Source organism: Streptomyces sp. NPDC049954, from assembly GCF_040656295.1.
Classification (GTDB): domain Bacteria; phylum Actinomycetota; class Actinomycetes; order Streptomycetales; family Streptomycetaceae; genus Streptomyces.
Map to the genome: position 1 here is coordinate 36,788 of NZ_JBFALS010000012.1, position 16,753 is coordinate 53,540.

The window sequence follows — 16,753 nt, forward strand, 5'->3', positions numbered from 1 at the left end:
ATGGGTGCGGAGAATGATCGAGGCAATCGGCCTGACGAAGCGCTACGGCGACAAGACAGCCGTGTACGACCTGTCCTTCCAGGTGCGTCCTGGGACGGTGACCGGGTTCCTGGGCCCCAACGGTTCCGGCAAGTCCACGACGATGCGGATGATCCTGGGGCTCGACCGGCCCACCGCCGGTCATGTGACGATCGGGGGGCACCCCTACCGTCAGGTGCCGAACGCGCCGCGCCAGGTGGGCGCCCTGCTCGACGCGAAGGCCGTGCACGGCGGCCGCAGCGCGCGCAACCACCTCCTGTCGCTCGCCCAGCTCTCCGGCATCCCGGCCCGCCGGGTCGACGAGGTGCTCGGGGTCGTGGGCCTCCAGGACGTGGCCAGGCAGCGCTCCGGGGGCTTCTCGCTCGGCATGGGGCAGCGCCTGGGCATCGCGGCGGCCCTGCTCGGCGACCCGCAGGTGCTGCTGTTCGACGAGCCGGTCAACGGTCTCGACCCCGAGGGCATCCTGTGGGTGCGCAACCTCATGAAGTCGCTGGCCGCCGAGGGCCGCACGGTGTTCGTGTCCTCGCACCTCATGAGCGAGATGGCGCTGACCGCCGAGCACCTCGTGGTCATCGGGCGCGGGCGGCTGCTCGCCGACATGAGCGTGCGGGACTTCATCTCGCACAACTCGGCGGACTTCGCACGGCTGCGGGTGCCCGAGGGCGAGCGGGAACAGCGCGAGAAGCTCACGGCGGCGCTCACCGAGGCGGGCGGCCAGGTGCTGCCCGAGCCGGACGGGGCGCTGCGGGTCACGGGCCTGCCGCTGCCGCGCATCAGCGACCTCGCGCACAACGCGGGCGTACGGCTGTGGGAACTGTCGCCGCACCAGGCCTCCCTGGAGGAGGCGTACATGCGGATGACGCAGCACGCCGTGGACTACCGCTCGACCGACGACCGGCTGGCCGGTTTCGAGGAGGCGCCGCCGCAGTGGGCGCTCCAGCCGGACGCGGCCCCGGCCCCTCCCGGGGCGGGGCAGCCCGGCTGGTACGCGCCGCAGGCCCCGCCGCCTTCGGCGCCTGCCGCGAGCCCGTACGCGGGGCGCCCGGCGCCGTCCGCCGCCCCGGCCGCCGCCAACCCGTACGCCGCGCCCGTCGCCGTCCCGGCGCCGGGCGGGGAGCGCGCGGGCGCCCAGGGCGCCGAGGGGCGCCGCGAGGACCAGGACAGCGAGGACCACCGATGAGCACGCCCACCGCCCCGCGACCGCCGCACGGCCCGCTGCCGCCTGCTTCCGGCGCCCCGCACCCCGGGCCGGGGCAGCGGCCGCCGTACGGGCAGCAGGGCCCGTGGGCGGGCCAGGCGCCCGCCGGGTACGAGTCGCCGATCCCCGTCGTACGGGTCCATCTCGGGCACGCGCTGCTGTCCGAGTGGACGAAGATCCGCTCGGTGCGTTCGACGGTGTGGACGCTCGGGGTGTTCTTCCTGCTGGTCCTCGGGATCGGCGTGCTGTTCACCACGCAGGTCGGCGAGCAGCTCGGCAGGACCGACACGGTCACGCTGTTCGCCTTCCCGGGCCTGTTGCTCGGCTCGATCTGCATCATGACGCTGGGCGTGCTGGTCGTCACCTCGGAGTACGGCACCGGGCTCATCCGGCCCACGCTCACCGCCTCCCCGCAGCGCCACCGGGTGCTGCTCGCGAAGATCCTGGTCTTCTCCGGGCTCACCTTCGTGGTGGGGCTCGTGTCGGTCGGGCTGGTGTCGGTCATCGCGGAGGGCTCGTACGCCGGGGCGGGCGGCGACTGGGGCGGCCCCGCGCTGCTCGCGACGCTCTACGTGTCGCTGCTCGGGGTGCTCGCGCTGGCGGTCGGCTCGATGCTGCGGCACTCGGCGGGGGCCATCACGACGATGCTGGCCGCGATGCTCGTGCCCTCGATCCTGCCGGCCTTCCTGATGATCTCGGCCTCCACGAAGCCGCTCGGGGAGCTGATGATGGAGTACAGCGCGCCCACCGCGCTGACCTACCTCACGATGCCGGACGGCGCGGACAACGGCCACCACCAGCTGCTGTTCCTCGTGGTGGTGACCGCGGCGGCGGTGGGCGGGGCCTTCGCCCTGCTGGAGCGCAGGGACGTGTGAGCCCGCGCCCCGCTCAGTAGCGGGGCGCGTTGCGGGACCGCTGCACCCGGGTGGTGCGGCGGTCCTTCGCGTTCCAGCAGGACTTGTGCCAGTGTCTGCGCTCGTCGACCCCGCTGTACTCGGACCAGGCCACGACGTGGGCCACGCCGGAGCGGATCTCCTGGTCGCAGCCGGGGCAGCGGTAGACCTTCCCGGCGGAGGCGGCGCCCGCGACGTGCCGGACCGACCAGTCCTCGTCCTGCCAGCTCTCGGTACGGTGCAGTCCGTACCGGTCTGCGTGGTCCTCGTCAGCCCGCCTGCCGGACTCCGGGGCGGCCTTGGGGCGGTTTCGGCGGGGGGACACGGGCACACCTCGCAGGCGGTAAGCGGACTTCGGCGACATCAAGCCTACGCGGAAGGCGGCCGGTCCCCGGAGCGGCTCCGGACACCGCCGTCACCGCAGATTTCCGGACAATCCGCCAATCCTTCCGCAGCGCCGTGCCTTTGGCACGTGTCAGGCGTTGATGCCCGTAGGGGGAGTGCCGGGGCGGCACGAGGAAGGCAACGAGTCCATGCGGGTAGGCAGTTTTGTTCTGGCGGGTCAGTACCCGGGTCAGGGTCAGGGAGAGGCGCTGCACCGGGCGGTGCGCTCGGCCGAGGCCGCCGAGGAGGCGGGCCTGGACGCGGTGTGGCTGGCCGAACACCATTTCGTGCCGTACGGCACATGTCCCTCGGCGGTGACGCTCGCGGCGCTGCTGCTGGGCCGCACCCGGCGGATCGGGGTGGGTACGGCGGTGAGCGTGCTGCCGACCGCCCATCCAGTGGCGCTCGGCGAGCAGGCGGCCCTGCTGCACGTCGTGTCCGAGGGCAGGTTCTCGCTCGGTGTGGGGCGGGGCGGCCCGTGGGTGGACCTGGAGGTGTTCGGCGCGGGCCTCGCGGCCTTCGAGAGCGGTTTCCCCGAGTCCCTGGACCTGCTGCTGCGCTGGCTGCGCGAGGAGCGGGTGGGCGCGGCCGGGCCCCGGTACGCCTTCCGGGAGGTCGCGGTCGTCCCGCGTCCCGAGGAGGCGCTCGGCGGGGCGCCGGCCGGTCCGGAGGTGGTCGTCGCCTGCACCTCCCCGGCGAGTGTCCGGCTGGCCGCGGCGCGCGGGCTGCCGATGCTGCTGGGCATGCACGCGGACGACGAGGAGAAGGCGGGGATGGTGGCACTGTGGCGGCGGGAGGCGCTGGCCGCCGGCCGCGCTCCGCAGGAGGTCGCGGGGGCGGCGCACGTGAGCGCCGGGGTCCTGCAGATCGCCGACCGGGACGAGGACGCGGCGCAGGTGCTGACCAAGGCGATGCCCGGGTGGTTCCGGGCGGGGCTCGGGGCACATGTCACGGTCGACGGCAGGCACCGTTCGATGCGCGATCCGGTGGCGTACACGGAGTTCCTGTGCGGCATCCACCCGGTGGGCCGGGCCCAGACCTGCGCGCGGCGGCTCGCGGCCACGGCGGAGCGCACGGGGATCAGCAGGTTCGCTCTCGTCATGGAGGGCTCGGGGGATCTGGCGGCGACACGGGAGAACATCCGGCGGGCCGGCGCCGAGCTGCTGCCCCGGCTGCCCTGACCCGGGCGGCCGACCCCGGCCGCCCCGTGCTCCCGACTGTCCTGAAACCGTGCGGACACCGCCGTACGGAATGCGCAGGGCGGTCTACGGCGGCGAGGGGAGGGCGCCCCGGTGCGCGGCCCGCACGGACCGGGCGCGCGGCCGGGGCCCCGCCCCCTCGGCCCCGGCTCAGCAGTCGCGCAGCTCCGGGGACTGGTTGAGGAGCTGGGCGCGTACGGAGGTGAAGCGGGTGAGTCGCTCGTCGACCGAGGGGTCGAGGGGGAAGACGGCCACCCGGTGGCAGTTCTGGAAGGCGAGACGCACGCCGAAGTGGCGCTGGAGCGCCCCGCGGATGGCGTCACTGGCGAGGGCGCGCAGCAGCTGACCACGCTCCTTCTCGCTGGGCGGCGGCGTCTGGTTGTCGGCGAAGTCTCCGCCGTCCACCTTCAGTTGGGCCACCAGGGAGCTGACCATCTCCCATGCGTAGGGCAGGGAGGTCCGGACGCAGTCGACGAATTCCGCTTCGTCCACCTCGCCTCGCTCGGCCTGTTCCAACAGTGCCGGTGAGACGTCGAGCGACATGGGTACTCCTCTCGCACCCCCGAGCGGCGGGGGTCCACGGACAGGGCGGGAAGCCCCGACACGCAGCGTGCTCGCGTCGCGACCTCCCGCCAACACGTTATGCATCCTTTCCGTGGCGCACCAGGAGTTTGCGCACACTACCGGCCACTGCGGCGGGCCCTGGTCCAGGGCGAATCGCGCCGGGGCGGGCGGGTCGGATAGCGTTGCCGACCATGCGTCTTGTCATCGCCCGATGCTCCGTGGACTACGCGGGCCGGCTCACCGCCCACCTCCCCTCGGCTCCCCGCCTGATCCTCGTGAAGGCGGACGGGAGCGTCTCGATCCACGCGGACGACCGGGCCTACAAACCCCTCAACTGGATGTCTCCGCCGTGCACCCTGAAGGAGAGCACCGAGGACGGCGTCCCGGTGTGGACGGTGGTGAACAAGGGCGGCGAGAAGCTGATCATCACCATGGAGGAGATCCTCCACGAGTCCGCGCACGAACTCGGGGTGGACCCCGGGCTCATCAAGGACGGCGTGGAGGCCCATCTCCAGGAGCTGCTCGCGGACCGCATCGAAACGCTCGGTGCGGGCTACACCCTGATCCGCCGTGAGTACCCCACGGCCATCGGCCCGGTGGACATCCTGTGCCGGGACGGCGACGGGGCGACGGTCGCGGTGGAGATCAAGCGGCGTGGGGAGATCGACGGAGTCGAGCAGCTCACGCGCTATCTGGAGCTGCTGAACCGGGACCCGCACCTCGCTCCCGTGAAGGGGGTGTTCGCGGCGCAGGAGATCAAGCCGCAGGCCCGGGTGCTCGCCACGGACCGGGGTATCGGCTGCGCGGTGCTCGACTACGACGCGCTGCGCGGCATCGAGGACGACAAACTGCGGCTGTTCTGAACGCCAGCGGCATATGCCGTGGGCTTGTGTGGGTTCGGCCTGAACCCGCGCTCCCCAATCGCGGCATCCCCGCGCATTTCGCCTGCGCCCTCCTGCGGCGCGCGAGCGGACCGCGTGCGCCCGGTGGCGAAGCGTGACGGCGCGTGTCGCTCCCCAGCGACGAACGAGGGCGGGGCGGGACCAACCCGGTTGGTCCCGCCCCGCCCTCGTCGTCGCCGCCGTGTGCGGGTCAGATGACGCCGCTGTCCCCGCTCCCGGTGGGTCCGGCACTGGTCGAGGCCGTCTGCGAGGCGGTCTCCCCGGCCGGGGTGCTCGGCACGGGACCGCTCGCGGAGTCCGAGGTCTCGGGCTCGTCGGGACCGGTCGGGGGCGCCTCGGTGGTGGGTGGCTCCCCGGGGTCGGTCGGGGGCTCCTGGGTACCCGGGTCGTCCGTCGGGTCCGCGGTGGTGGGCGGCGGCGTCGAGGTGCTGGGCTTCCCGCTGCCGGTCGGCTTCCCGGTACTGGGCTTGCCGGGCTTGTGCGAGGTGCTGGGCTTCTGGGACGTGCCCGGCTGGTCCCCGTCCCCGCTCTCGTCCCCGCTCTCGTCCGGGCCGCCGGACGTCGAGGGGCCCGCGCTGTCCCCGGCGCTCGGGGTGTCGCCGTCCTGCGCGCTGGGCGTCGGGTCGTCGGCGGTGCCGAGGACGCCGTCCTCGCCGGGGTCGGTCGCGGAGGCGTCGGCCTCGGGCCGGCGCGTGGAGTCGGTGGCGCCGTCGTCGGGGCGGTCGGCGCTCTGGCCGTCCTCGCCGTCGTCGGTGCTCGCGGACTGCTCGGAGGTGACGCGGTCGGCGGGGGCCTCGTCCTTGTCGGAGGTCGCGCCGAGCGTGACGACGGTGCCGAGGACCGCGACGAGCAGGGCGCCGGCCCCGGCGGCCACGAGGTTGCGGCGGGTCCCGGTGAAGACGGCGCGCCGCCCGGCGGCCGGTTCGGGCCGTCCGACGGAGACCGGCTGCCCGGCGCCGGTGGACAGCAGCGGGGGGAACGGGGGCTGCGGTTCCGCGCGGCCGGGGAGCTGCGCGACGAGCGCGGGCGGCAGCCCGCCGGGCGGCGTGGACGGTTCCTCGGGCCGGACGGAGGGCAGTTCCTCCGTCACCGCGCCGACGCCGGGCGGGGGCGTGCCCCCCGAGCGGTCGGTGACCAGCGCGAGCGCCCTGCGGCCCGCGACGGTGCCGCGCCGGTCGGCGAGGGCCCCGCGCAGGGCTATGGACGCCTCCAGTTCGGCACGGGCCCGGTCCAGGGCGTTCTCGCACAGCGCGAGCACCCCGAGTTCGTGGTGGAAGTACGCCTCGTCGGCGACCTGTCCGGCGCCGCGCGCGGCCTCCTGACCGCCCCGCAGGGCCCGTTCCCACGCGCCCCAGTGCAGGGCGGCGGCGAAGGCGGGGGCGGCTGCCCGGGCGAGCAGCACTCCGGCGCTGCCCTCCTCGGCCTCCTCCCCGTCCTGGGGCGGGGCCGTGGGCTGCGCGACGACGGCGGCGAGCGCGGCCAGGACGCACTCGGCCTCAGCCGCGACGCGCTCCGGGCTGACCGAGGGGTGCGCGGCCCACCAGGCGTAGTGCCGGGCCGCGACGTCGGCGCGCTCGGCGGCGCCCTCCGCGTATCCGGCGGCCTCCAGCTGGACCAGCACCCCGGTGGCCAGCCGGTAGCCGGCGCCCGCGGGGGTGACCAGCACGGTGTCGGCCAGTTCGGCGAGCGCCGCGTCGGCGTGGGTGTCGCCCGTGAGGGCGGGCAGGTGCGCGGGGTGCGGCAGTTCACCGCCGAGGGCGACGGCGTAGCGCAGCGCGTCGCGCGCCGAGGGGCTGAGCCGGGAGGCGAGGGCCGCGGCCGGGGCGGCACCCTCCGCGAGACTCGGCAGCAGCACCTCTCCGTCGTTCGTGTCGAAGGCGGTGTCCACCGCGCTCTGCGAGAAGTAGCCGAACTCCTCGAACGCGGAGGGGTCGGCGCGCAGCCGGTCGCGCTGGAGCAGCAGCGCCCCGGCCTGGACGAAGCGCAGCGGCAGCCCCTCGGACTCGAACCACAGGTCGCCCGCCCAGTTGGCCTCCTCGTCGGTGAGCGGCCGGTCGACGGCGCGCTCCAGGAGTTCCAGTCCGCTGCCGCGGCCGATCCCGGAGAGGAAGACCTCCTCGAAGTGGGCGTCGGCGGAGGGCGCGGGGATGTCGGGGGTGGCGGCCACGAGGAAGGCGCACTCGGGGGTCGCGTCGAGGAGTTCGTCGAGGGCCGCCCCGCCGAACTCCAGGTCGTCGATGATCACGACGGCGCCGACCTCGCGCAGCAGGTCGAGCAGCAGTTCCCGGCCGGGCCGGTGCAGGGGCGCCTCGTAGACCTCGCCGAACAGTTCGTGCAGGAGGTCGTCGGGGGTACGGCCGCGGCCGCCGAGCCGGACCACCCCGTCGGGGGCGAGGGACTCGCAGGCGCCCGCCACGACGTCGAGCAGGGCGGTGCGGCCACAGCCACCGGGGCCGGTCAGGCGTACGGACCGGCCGCGGGCCAGCAGCCTGGTCAGCCGTTCCTTCGTCTCGGCGCGCTCCAGGAGGCCGCCGCCACCGTTGTGGGCGGGGCCTGCCGGGACCGGCGGGCGGGCCGCGCGGCGCCGTTCGGCGCGTACGGCGGGGCCGCGTCGGGCGGGGCGGCCGGGCAGCGCGCCGGGCGGGCACGGCTCCACCTCGCTCCCGTCGACCGGGTTGACGGTGATCAGCAGGTCGTCGCTGACGATGCGCGCGGTGCGGGCGAGACCGCCCGAGGAGGGGCCGAAGTCGGGCCCGAGCGGATCGCGCGCGGGACGCGGCCTGCGCCGCGCGGCCTGTGCCTCGTCGGTCTCCTCCGCGGCCCCGGCGAGGGGCACGCCGAACACGTCCTGGCCGGCCGGCGCGGACGGAGCGGGCGGGGAGGACGGTGCTCCCGCCCCGCCGAGGACCCCGAAGGCGTCGAAGGGCGCGGGCGCGTCCTGGGGCGGGAGGGCGTCGGCGGGGGCGGGCTCGGGTGCCCTGCTCAGGTCACCGGGGCGCTCACCGGCCACGGGAGGACGGTGCTCGCCGTCCTGCCCCTGCGGTTCCCCGTCGTAAGGATTGTTCGGGTCCATGGTCCAAGCCCCCCAAGAAGCGTCGTGCCGCACCTTTCGCCGGTCCGGTCCGGTCCCGGGTCGGACCGAAGCGCGCGGAGCGACCCGGCCTCGCTCCGGCCCCGTGCGAGGCCGCACTGTCGCCCCTGGTCCGGCGCCCGCCCGGTGGTCCTGCTATCGGTGGGCGACCGAACAATAAACCTGCACACAGTATCTATGAACAGGTGGGGTGCCATCGCGTCCGGGACATCACAGTCTCGTGAGGATTGGCCGTCCCCGCGGGGCACGGGCGGCGGGGCCCGCGATGTCCCGCCGCCGGCCACGGCTCAGGGGGCGACGGCACGCGGTGGCCGGGGATGGCCGGGGATGGCCGGGGGCGGCCGGGGACGACTGGGGGTGGCCGGAGACCGGCCGGGACAGCCGGGGCCCGACATCCGCCCGCCCCGCGCGTCCGCCCCACGCACCCGCCTCCGCGTCCGCGTCAGGAGCGCGGCAGGGCTTCCGCCGCGATACCGCCCTCGATCGCGAGGATGCGGTGCAGCCGGGTCGCGACCAGGAGCCGCTGCATCTGGGGCGGGACGTCACGCAGGACCAGGCGCCGTCCGCAGCGGCCGGCCCTGCGGTGCGCGCCCATGATCACCCCGAGCCCGGTGGCGTCCCACGAGTCCAGCTCGGACAGGTTGAGCACCAGGTCTCCCGCCCCGGCGTCGACAGCCGAGTGCAGGACCGTACGGGCGTCCGCCGCGCTGCGCACGTCGAGGCGGCCCCCGACGACCAGCTCGGTGTGGTCGCCCCTGATATGCATATGCGCTCCCCGATGTGCTCATGTCAGCGTTCGCGTCTCTTGTATGTCACAGCAACTGACTGGTGGTCAGGTACAGAAGTTGCCGCCTGTGAGCGAACCGATACCGAATTCACCCCGAAGGGTGAGCTGCGATCAGTGCTTGTAGAAGCCCTGCCCGCTCTTGCGCCCGATGTCCCCGGCGTCCACCATCCGGCGCATCGACTCCGGGGCCGCGAACTTCTCGTCCTGGGACTCGGTGTAGATGTTGTCGGCCGCGTGCAGCAGGATGTCGACGCCGGTGAGGTCGGCGGTGGCCAGCGGTCCCATGGCGTGCCCGAAGCCCAGCTTGCACGCGATGTCGATGTCCTCGGCGGTGGCGACCCCGGACTCCTGGAGCCTGGCTGCCTCGACCACGAGGGCGGTGATCAGCCGGGTGGTCACGAAGCCCGCCACGTCACGGTTGACGACGACGCAGGTCTTGCCCACCGACTCGGCGAACTCCCGTGCGGTGGCCAGGGTTTCGTCACTGGTCTTGTAGCCGCGCACCAGCTCGCACAGCGCCATCATCGGCACCGGCGAGAAGAAGTGCGTGCCGACGACCCGCTCGGGGCGCGCGGTGGCGGCGGCGATCTTGGTGATCGGGATGGCGGAGGTGTTGGAGGCGAGCACCGCGCTGTCCTGCACGATGCCGTCCAGGGCCCGGAAGATCTCGTGCTTGACGTCGAGCTTCTCGAAGACGGCCTCGACCACGAGATCGGCGTCGGCGGCGGCGTCGAGGTCGGTGGTCGGGGTGATCCGGGCGAGCGCCGCCTCGGCGTCCTCGGCGGACAGCTTCCCCTTCGAGACGAACTTGTCGTACGAGCGCCTGATGCCGTCCGTGCCCCGGGTGAGCGCCGCGTCGGTGACGTCCCGCAGGGCGACCTCCCAGCCCGCCTGGGCGGAGACCTGTGCGATGCCGGACCCCATGAGTCCGGCCCCGATGACGGCGAGCTTCCTGGCCACTTCCGCACCCCTTCGTGTGTTCGCTTCGCGGGTCCGCGCGTCCGGTCCCGCGCACCGCCGCCGGGCGCGTCCCGCACGCCGGTCGCCGGCCGCGCCGGTCCGGGGCCGTCGTACGCCCCGTGTCCCGTGTCCGCACCCGCCGGTGACGCCGGTTTAGCCACCGGCTCCCCGCCGGAGGTTAACGCCCGGCGGGCCCCGTGTGGCGGTGAAGAGATGCGCGTCACGTCACCTTCGACAGACTTCACACCACTGCCGCCGGCGGGGCGCGCGGCGGCGCCTGCGCCTACTGTGGTGCGCATGGTCAATCTGACGCGTATCTACACCCGGACCGGCGACCAGGGCACGACGGCGCTCGGCGACATGAGCAGGACCGCCAAGACGGACCTGCGGATCGCCGCGTACGCCGACGCCAACGAGGCGAACGCCGCGATCGGCACGGCCCTCGCGCTCGGCTCCCTGCCGGCCGGGGTGGCCGAGGTGCTGACGCGCGTCCAGAACGACCTGTTCGACGTGGGCGCCGACCTGTCCACCCCGGTCGTCGCCGAGCCGAAGTACCCGCCGCTGCGGGTCGAGCAGTCCTACGTCGACAAGCTGGAGGCGGACTGCGACCTCTTCCTGGAGGACCTGGAGAAGCTGCGCAGCTTCATCCTGCCCGGTGGCACTCCGGGCGCCGCCCTCCTGCACCAGGCGTGCACGGTGGTGCGCCGCGCCGAGCGCTCGACCTGGGCGGCGCTTGAGGTGCACGGCGAGACGATGAACGCGCTCACCGCGACCTACCTCAACCGCCTCTCCGACCTGCTGTTCATCCTGGCCCGCGTGGCGAACAAGGAGATCGGCGACGTGCTGTGGGTGCCGGGCGGGGAACGCTGAACCGGGGCACGGAAGACGGCCGGCGGAGAACGCCGGGCCGGGCCACCGAAGGCGGCCGGCGGGGGCGACACCCCGCCGGCCGCCTTCGTCGTCGTGCCCCCGTGCCCACCGTCCTGGCGCGAGCCGTCCCCACGCACGCCACCGCGTCCCTCCCGTCCCATTTGGTCCAGACCTCTTGACCGATGGTCCAGACCTTTCTAATCTCACAGCCATCTGCGGTGAGCACGTCAATCGCAGGGGCCGCAAAGCCTCTGCGTACAGGGCGTGTTCACGGGCGCGCAGGGTTCCACCCCACCATCGGTACTCACGCCTTGGAGTGCGCCTTGAGCTCAGGAACCCCCGGCGGACGCGGTAGACGTCTGCGCCTCAGAGCCCTGGCAGGGTTCACCACCCTGATCCTTCCCTTCGCCGCCCTCGTCGGTCTCGGCTCCTCCCCCGCCGGGGCGGCCGCCTCGGCCGCGACGGCGAGCGCGAGCTACACGAAGACCCAGGACTGGGGCACCGGCTTCGAGGGGAAGTGGACGGTCAAGAACACCGGCACCGCGGCCCTGGCCGGCTGGACCCTGGAGTGGGACTTCCCCTCCGGCACCAAGGTGACCTCCGCGTGGGACGCGGACGTCACCAACTCCGGTGACCACTGGACCGCCAAGAACAAGAGCTGGGCCGGCAGCCTCGCCCCCGGCGCCTCGGTGTCCTTCGGCTTCAACGGCACCGGCACCGGCTCCCCGGCCGGCTGCAAGCTCAACGGCTCGTCCTGCGACGGCACTTCGGTGCCCGGCGACAACCCGCCGAGCGCCCCGGGCACCCCGACGGCCTCCGCGGTCACCGCCACCTCGGCGAAGCTGAGCTGGAGCGCGGCCACCGACGACAAGGGCGTCAAGAACTACGACGTGCTGCGCGACGGCGCCAAGGTCGCGACCGTCACCACCACCTCGTACACCGACAACGCGCTGAGCGCGGGTACGGACTACTCGTACACCGTGCAGGCCAGGGACACCGCCGACCAGACCGGACCGGTCAGCGGCGCGGTCAAGGTCCGCACCACCGGCGGCGGCACCGACCCGGGCAACCCGGGCACCGGCGGCGGCAAGGTCAAGCTCGGGTACTTCACCGAGTGGGGCGTCTACGACCGCAACTACCACGTCAAGAACATCGCCAGCTCCGGTTCCGCCTCGAAGATCACGCACATCAACTACTCCTTCGGCAACGTGACCGGCGGCAAGTGCGTGATGGGCGACTCCTACGCGGCCACCGACAAGGCGTACACCGCGGACCAGTCGGTAGACGGCGTCGCGGACACCTGGGACCAGCCGCTGCGCGGCAACTTCAACCAGCTGCGCAAGCTCAAGGCGAAGAACCCGAACATCAAGGTGCTGTGGTCCTTCGGCGGCTGGACCTGGTCCGGCGGCTTCACCGAGGCGGCCAAGAACCCGACGGCCTTCGCCCAGTCCTGCAAGGCGCTCGTGGAGGACCCCCGCTGGGCCGATGTCTTCGACGGCATCGACATCGACTGGGAGTTCCCCAACGCGTGCGGCCTCAGCTGTGACACGAGCGGTCCCGCCGCCCTCAAGAACGTGTCCACCGCGCTGCGTTCGACCTTCGGCAAGGACTACCTGGTGACCGCCGCGATCACCGCCGACGCGAGCGCCGGAGGCAAGATCGACGCCGCCGACTACGCGGGCGCCGCCCAGTCCCTGGACTGGTACAACGTCATGACGTACGACTTCTTCGGCGCCTGGGACGCGAAGGGCCCGACCGCCCCGCACTCCCCGCTCACCTCGTACAACGGCATCCCGAAGGCCGGGTTCACCTCGGCCGACGCGATCGCCAAGCTCAAGGCCCAGGGTGTGCCCGCGAGCAAGCTGCTGCTCGGCATCGGCTTCTACGGCCGCGGCTGGACGGGCGTCACGCAGGACGCCCCCGGCGGCACCGCGACCGGCGCGGCCCCCGGCAAGTACGAGGCCGGCATCGAGGACTACAAGGTGCTCAAGACGGCCTGCCCGGCCACCGGCACCGTCGGCGGCACGGCGTACGCGCACTGCGGCACCAACTGGTGGAGTTACGACACCCCGGCGACCATCGCCTCCAAGATGAGCTGGGCGAAGGCCCAGGGCCTCGGTGGCGCCTTCTTCTGGGAGTTCAGCGGTGACACCAGCAACGGCGAACTCGTCACGGCGATCAGCGACGGACTGAAGTAACCCCCGCGCCCGGGCCGGCCCATCGGCCCGGGACACCACCCCCGAAAACGAAGCCGGGGAGACGGGTACGCCCCCTGTCTCCCCGGCTTCTCGCCGTCCCGCTCCCCCGCACGATCCGTACATACGCGCCGGGGGGGGGTAGCCTCTCAGGCCACGTTGACCCTCCCCCAGACTCCGTCCGGGGGCACCCCCAACCAACGAGCGCCCTTTTCCTCAAGCCACATTGACTCGTTGGCCGGGGGGCGCCGCCTCCAGCCAGGCGAGGAAGCCGGTCAGGGCGTCCTCGCTCATGGCGAGTTCCAGCCGGACCCCGTGGTGCAGACAGCCGAGGACGACGGCGTCGGAGAGCAGGGCCAGCTCCTCCTCGCCGTCCGGAGTACGCCGGTCGGTCACCTCGATCGCGGAGCGCTCCAGCAGCCGGCGCGGGCGCGGGGAGTACGAGAAGACGCGGAACCACGCGAGCCGGTCGCCGTTGTAGCGGGCCACCCCGTAGATCCAGCCCTTGCCGGAGGTCTCGCCGCGCTCGGGGGCGTTCCACCGCAGGGAACAGTCGAAGGTGCCGCCGGACCGCTGGATGAGTCTGCGGCGCAGGCCGAAGACGAAGAGCCCCGCCAATACGAGCACCACGACCAGCCCGCACACCAGCAGAGTGAGGAACATCGGTACCGACCTCCTCGCCTCATCTGTGACGGACTTGCCTCTGCTGCACCCGCATGGCCTCAGCCGCGGCCCGGTCTGGAGGTCTCCAGTCCCGGCCGCGGCTGAGGTTCTAGTGCTGAGGCACTAGGTTACGTCGCCTCGTACGGTCAGCGTCCCGCCGCCGCCCGCAGCCGGACGTCCGCGCGCCGTTCGGCGGAGGCGTCCGTCTCCGACTTGGCACGCTCCAGCGCACGCTCGGCGCGCTGGACATCGATCTCCTCGGACAGCTCGGCGATCTCGGCGAGCAGCGAGAGCTTGTCGTCCGCGAAGGACAGGAAGCCGCCGTGCACGGCCGCGACGACCGTGGAACCGTCGGCGGTACGAATGGTCACCGGGCCCGACTCCAGCACACCGAGCAGCGGCTGGTGCCCGGGCATCACGCCGATGTCGCCGGAGGTGGTGCGGGCGACGACCAGAGTGGCCTCGCCGGACCAGATACTGCGGTCCGCGGCGACCAGCTCGACATGCAGCTCAGCAGCCAAGGGGTGCTCCTCGGGTCACCACCCGGCCGCGTGGCCGGGTGTTGGGAAAAGATTCTAGGGGGCGGGTGCGGAGGGCGGGCACGCGGCCCGCCCTCCGGCCTTCAGCACGAGGCTTCAGGAGACGCCCAGCTCCTTGGCATTGGCCTTGAGGTCCTCAATGCCACCGCACAGGAAGAACGCCTGCTCGGGGAAGTGGTCGTACTCGCCGTCGCAGATCGCGTTGAACGCCGTGATCGACTCGTCGAGGGACACGTCCGAACCGTCCACGCCGGTGAACTGCTTGGCGACGTGGGTGTTCTGGGACAGGAAGCGCTCGACGCGGCGCGCACGCCACACCACGAGCTTGTCCTCCTCGCCCAGCTCGTCCATACCGAGAATGGCGATGATGTCCTGGAGGTCCTTGTACTTCTGCAGGATCGTCTTGACCCGCATCGCGGTGTCGTAGTGCTCCTGCGTGATGTACCGGGGGTCCAGGATGCGGGACGTGGAGTCCAGCGGGTCCACCGCGGGGTAGATGCCCTTCTCGGAGATCGGACGGGAGAGAACCGTCGTCGCGTCGAGGTGGGCGAAGGTGGTCGCCGGCGCCGGGTCGGTCAGGTCGTCCGCGGGGACGTAGATCGCCTGCATCGAGGTGATCGAGTGGCCACGCGTCGAGGTGATGCGCTCCTGGAGCAGACCCATCTCGTCCGCCAGGTTCGGCTGGTAGCCCACCGCGGAGGGCATACGGCCCAGCAGGGTGGAGACCTCGGAGCCGGCCTGGGTGAAGCGGAAGATGTTGTCGATGAAGAACAGCACGTCCTGCTTCTGGACGTCGCGGAAGTACTCGGCCATGGTCAGGCCGGCCAGCGCGACGCGCAGACGCGTCCCCGGCGGCTCGTCCATCTGGCCGAAGACCAGCGCGGTCTTGTCGATGACGCCCGAGTCGGACATCTCCTCGATGAGGTCGTTGCCCTCACGGGTACGCTCACCGACGCCCGCGAACACCGACACACCGTCGTGGTTGTTGGCGACGCGGTAGATCATTTCCTGGATCAGCACGGTCTTGCCGACACCGGCACCACCGAACAGACCGATCTTGCCGCCCTTGACGTACGGGGTCAGCAGGTCGATGACCTTGATGCCGGTCTCGAACATCTCGGTCTTCGACTCGAGCTCGTCGAAGTTCGGCGCCTTGCGGTGGATCGACCAGCGCTCACCGACGTTGGCGTTCTCCTCGGGGACGTTCAGCACCTCGCCGAGGGTGTTGAACACCTTGCCCTTGGTGAAGTCGCCGACCGGCACCGTGAGGCCGGTACCCGTGTCGGTCACCGCGGCCTGGCGGACCAGGCCGTCGGTGGGCTGCATCGAGATCGCGCGGACCAGGCCGCCGCCCAGGTGCTGGGCGACCTCCAGGGTCAGCGTCTTGCGCTCACCGGCGTTGGCCGGGTCGTCGATGTCGACGTGCAGCGCGTTGTAGATCTCCGGCATCGCGTCGACGGGGAACTCCACGTCGACGACCGGGCCGATCACCCGGGCGACGCGGCCCGTCGCGACGGCCGTATCAACAATGGTCGTCATTACTTGTCACTCCCCGCGTTCGCGTCGGCCAGGGCACTGGAGCCACCGACGATCTCGCTGATTTCCTGGGTGATTTCGGCCTGGCGGGCCGCGTTGGCAAGCCGGGAGAGCGTGTTGATCAGCTCTCCGGCGTTGTCGGTCGCCGACTTCATCGCGCGGCGGGTGGCGGCGTGCTTGGAGGCAGCCGACTGGAGCAGCGCGTTGTAGATACGGCTCTCGACGTAGCGCGGCAGCAGAGCGTCGAGGACGTCCTCCGCCGACGGCTCGAACTCGAACAGCGGCAGGATCTCGCCCTGGGGGGCTGCTTCCTTCGCCACCTCGTCGAGGCTGAGCGGCAGCAGGCGGTCGTCGATCGCCGTCTGCGTCATCATCGAGACGAACTCGGTGTAGACGATGTGGATCTCGTCCACACCACCCTCGGCCGTGTCCTTCTCGATGGCCTCGATGAGGGGCGCCGCGACCGTCTTGGCGTCCCCGTACGAGGGTTCGTCGGTGAAACCGGTCCACGAATGGGCCAGGGGCCGCTCACGGAAGTTGTAGTGCGCGATGCCGCGGCGGCCGACGACGTACGTCTCGACCTCGCGCCCCGCGCTCTCCAGCCTTCCGGTGAGCTGCTCCGCCGCCTTGATCGCGTTGGCGTTGTAGGCCCCCGCGAGACCGCGGTCGCTCGTGAGGAGCAGGACCGCGGCCCGGGTGGGCGCCTCGGACTCGGTGGTCAGCGGATGCTTCGTGTTCGACCCGGTCGCCACCGCCGTGACCGCGCGCGTCAGCTCGGTCGCGTACGGCGTGGAGGCCGCCACCTTGCGCTGCGCCTTGACGATGCGCGAGGCGGCGATCATCTCCATCGCCTTGGTGATCTTCTTGGTCGCGGAGACGGACCGGATGCGACGCTTGTAGACCCGGAGCTGGGCTCCCATGAGTCAGGTCCCT

Annotated in this window: 15 protein-coding genes; 6 read left to right on the forward strand and 9 right to left on the reverse strand. The window is 72.4% G+C overall.

What is annotated here, in order from left to right; all coding sequences use genetic code 11:
- Positions 1 to 13 precede the first annotated feature (13 nt).
- Together AB0J21_RS25455 and AB0J21_RS25460 are read left to right on the forward strand one after the other, a co-directional pair.
- Entirely contained in the window at positions 14 to 1,219 is a 1,206-nt protein-coding gene (locus AB0J21_RS25455; protein WP_363148421.1) for an ATP-binding cassette domain-containing protein, read from the forward strand.
- Positions 1,216 to 2,112 (forward strand): ABC transporter permease, encoded by an 897-nt coding sequence (locus tag AB0J21_RS25460; RefSeq protein ID WP_363148422.1) that lies wholly within the window; start codon positions 1,216 to 1,218, stop codon positions 2,110 to 2,112. The genes AB0J21_RS25455 and AB0J21_RS25460 overlap by 4 nt, the downstream gene beginning before the upstream one ends.
- A gap of 13 nt (positions 2,113 to 2,125) precedes the next feature.
- On the opposite strand, the gene AB0J21_RS25465 is transcribed toward AB0J21_RS25460, so the two are convergent.
- Positions 2,126 to 2,455 (reverse strand): ATP/GTP-binding protein, encoded by a 330-nt coding sequence (locus AB0J21_RS25465; protein WP_363148423.1) that lies wholly within the window; start codon positions 2,453 to 2,455, stop codon positions 2,126 to 2,128.
- Between the two features lie 208 nt (positions 2,456 to 2,663).
- Here AB0J21_RS25465 and AB0J21_RS25470 point away from each other — a divergent pair, with 208 nt between their 5' ends.
- Positions 2,664 to 3,695: an LLM class flavin-dependent oxidoreductase gene (locus AB0J21_RS25470; protein ID WP_363148424.1), complete on the forward strand. Its 1,032-nt coding sequence runs from the start codon at positions 2,664 to 2,666 to the stop codon at positions 3,693 to 3,695.
- A gap of 168 nt (positions 3,696 to 3,863) precedes the next feature.
- Here the strand turns inward: AB0J21_RS25470 and AB0J21_RS25475 are convergent, their stop codons facing one another.
- Entirely contained in the window at positions 3,864 to 4,256 is a 393-nt protein-coding gene (locus AB0J21_RS25475) for an SCO5389 family protein (protein WP_363148425.1), read from the reverse strand.
- A 212-nt stretch (positions 4,257 to 4,468) separates the two neighbouring features.
- Here AB0J21_RS25475 and nucS point away from each other — a divergent pair, with 212 nt between their 5' ends.
- A complete protein-coding gene (nucS, locus tag AB0J21_RS25480; RefSeq protein WP_363148426.1) occupies positions 4,469 to 5,140 on the forward strand; it encodes an endonuclease NucS in 672 nt (223 codons plus the stop codon).
- Between the two features lie 229 nt (positions 5,141 to 5,369).
- Here nucS and AB0J21_RS25485 read toward each other — a convergent pair whose 3' ends face one another.
- The 3 genes from AB0J21_RS25485 to AB0J21_RS25495 all read right to left on the reverse strand — a co-directional run bounded on the left by AB0J21_RS25485 (position 5,370) and on the right by AB0J21_RS25495 (position 10,017).
- A complete protein-coding gene (locus AB0J21_RS25485) occupies positions 5,370 to 8,252 on the reverse strand; it encodes a hypothetical protein (RefSeq protein WP_363148427.1) in 2,883 nt (960 codons plus the stop codon).
- A gap of 460 nt (positions 8,253 to 8,712) precedes the next feature.
- Positions 8,713 to 9,036 (reverse strand): STAS domain-containing protein, encoded by a 324-nt coding sequence (locus AB0J21_RS25490; protein WP_363148428.1) that lies wholly within the window; start codon positions 9,034 to 9,036, stop codon positions 8,713 to 8,715.
- A gap of 132 nt (positions 9,037 to 9,168) precedes the next feature.
- Positions 9,169 to 10,017, reverse strand: a complete 849-nt coding sequence (locus AB0J21_RS25495) for a 3-hydroxyacyl-CoA dehydrogenase family protein (protein ID WP_363148429.1) — start codon at positions 10,015 to 10,017, stop codon at positions 9,169 to 9,171.
- A gap of 297 nt (positions 10,018 to 10,314) precedes the next feature.
- On the opposite strand from AB0J21_RS25495, the gene AB0J21_RS25500 reads away from it, so the two are divergent.
- Positions 10,315 to 10,887, forward strand: a complete 573-nt coding sequence (locus tag AB0J21_RS25500; protein WP_363148430.1) for a cob(I)yrinic acid a,c-diamide adenosyltransferase — start codon at positions 10,315 to 10,317, stop codon at positions 10,885 to 10,887.
- Between the two features lie 323 nt (positions 10,888 to 11,210).
- Positions 11,211 to 13,085, forward strand: a complete 1,875-nt coding sequence (locus AB0J21_RS25505) for a glycoside hydrolase family 18 chitinase (RefSeq protein WP_363148431.1) — start codon at positions 11,211 to 11,213, stop codon at positions 13,083 to 13,085.
- Positions 13,086 to 13,298: 213 nt separating this feature from the next.
- Here AB0J21_RS25505 and AB0J21_RS25510 read toward each other — a convergent pair whose 3' ends face one another.
- The 4 genes from AB0J21_RS25510 to AB0J21_RS25525 form a co-directional block, all read right to left on the reverse strand.
- Entirely contained in the window at positions 13,299 to 13,745 is a 447-nt protein-coding gene (locus AB0J21_RS25510; protein ID WP_363148432.1) for a DUF2550 domain-containing protein, read from the reverse strand.
- A gap of 146 nt (positions 13,746 to 13,891) precedes the next feature.
- A complete protein-coding gene (locus AB0J21_RS25515) occupies positions 13,892 to 14,266 on the reverse strand; it encodes a F0F1 ATP synthase subunit epsilon (protein WP_363148433.1) in 375 nt (124 codons plus the stop codon).
- A 114-nt stretch (positions 14,267 to 14,380) separates the two neighbouring features.
- Positions 14,381 to 15,823, reverse strand: a complete 1,443-nt coding sequence (atpD, locus tag AB0J21_RS25520; RefSeq protein WP_363148434.1) for a F0F1 ATP synthase subunit beta — start codon at positions 15,821 to 15,823, stop codon at positions 14,381 to 14,383.
- Complete coding sequence (locus AB0J21_RS25525; protein WP_363148435.1) at positions 15,823 to 16,740, reverse strand: F0F1 ATP synthase subunit gamma; 918 nt, start codon at positions 16,738 to 16,740, stop codon at positions 15,823 to 15,825. Before AB0J21_RS25525 ends, atpD begins: the two co-directional genes overlap by 1 nt.
- Between the last annotated feature and the right edge of the window lie 13 nt (positions 16,741 to 16,753).

Bases quoted from the DNA above. Each gene is read 5' to 3' on its own strand.
- AB0J21_RS25485 (WP_363148427.1), bottom strand. From the start codon at position 8,252: ATGGACCCGAACAATCCTTACGACGGGGAACCGCAGGGGCAGGACGGC.
- AB0J21_RS25460 (WP_363148422.1), top strand. From the start codon at position 1,216: ATGAGCACGCCCACCGCCCCGCGACCGCCGCACGGCCCGCTGCCGCCT.
- AB0J21_RS25455 (WP_363148421.1), top strand. From the start codon at position 14: ATGATCGAGGCAATCGGCCTGACGAAGCGCTACGGCGACAAGACAGCC.
- AB0J21_RS25475 (WP_363148425.1), bottom strand. From the start codon at position 4,256: ATGTCGCTCGACGTCTCACCGGCACTGTTGGAACAGGCCGAGCGAGGC.
- AB0J21_RS25490 (WP_363148428.1), bottom strand. From the start codon at position 9,036: ATGCATATCAGGGGCGACCACACCGAGCTGGTCGTCGGGGGCCGCCTC.
- AB0J21_RS25470 (WP_363148424.1), top strand. From the start codon at position 2,664: ATGCGGGTAGGCAGTTTTGTTCTGGCGGGTCAGTACCCGGGTCAGGGT.
- atpD (WP_363148434.1), bottom strand. From the start codon at position 15,823: ATGACGACCATTGTTGATACGGCCGTCGCGACGGGCCGCGTCGCCCGG.
- AB0J21_RS25500 (WP_363148430.1), top strand. From the start codon at position 10,315: ATGGTCAATCTGACGCGTATCTACACCCGGACCGGCGACCAGGGCACG.
- AB0J21_RS25525 (WP_363148435.1), bottom strand. From the start codon at position 16,740: ATGGGAGCCCAGCTCCGGGTCTACAAGCGTCGCATCCGGTCCGTCTCC.
- nucS (WP_363148426.1), top strand. From the start codon at position 4,469: ATGCGTCTTGTCATCGCCCGATGCTCCGTGGACTACGCGGGCCGGCTC.
- AB0J21_RS25510 (WP_363148432.1), bottom strand. From the start codon at position 13,745: ATGTTCCTCACTCTGCTGGTGTGCGGGCTGGTCGTGGTGCTCGTATTG.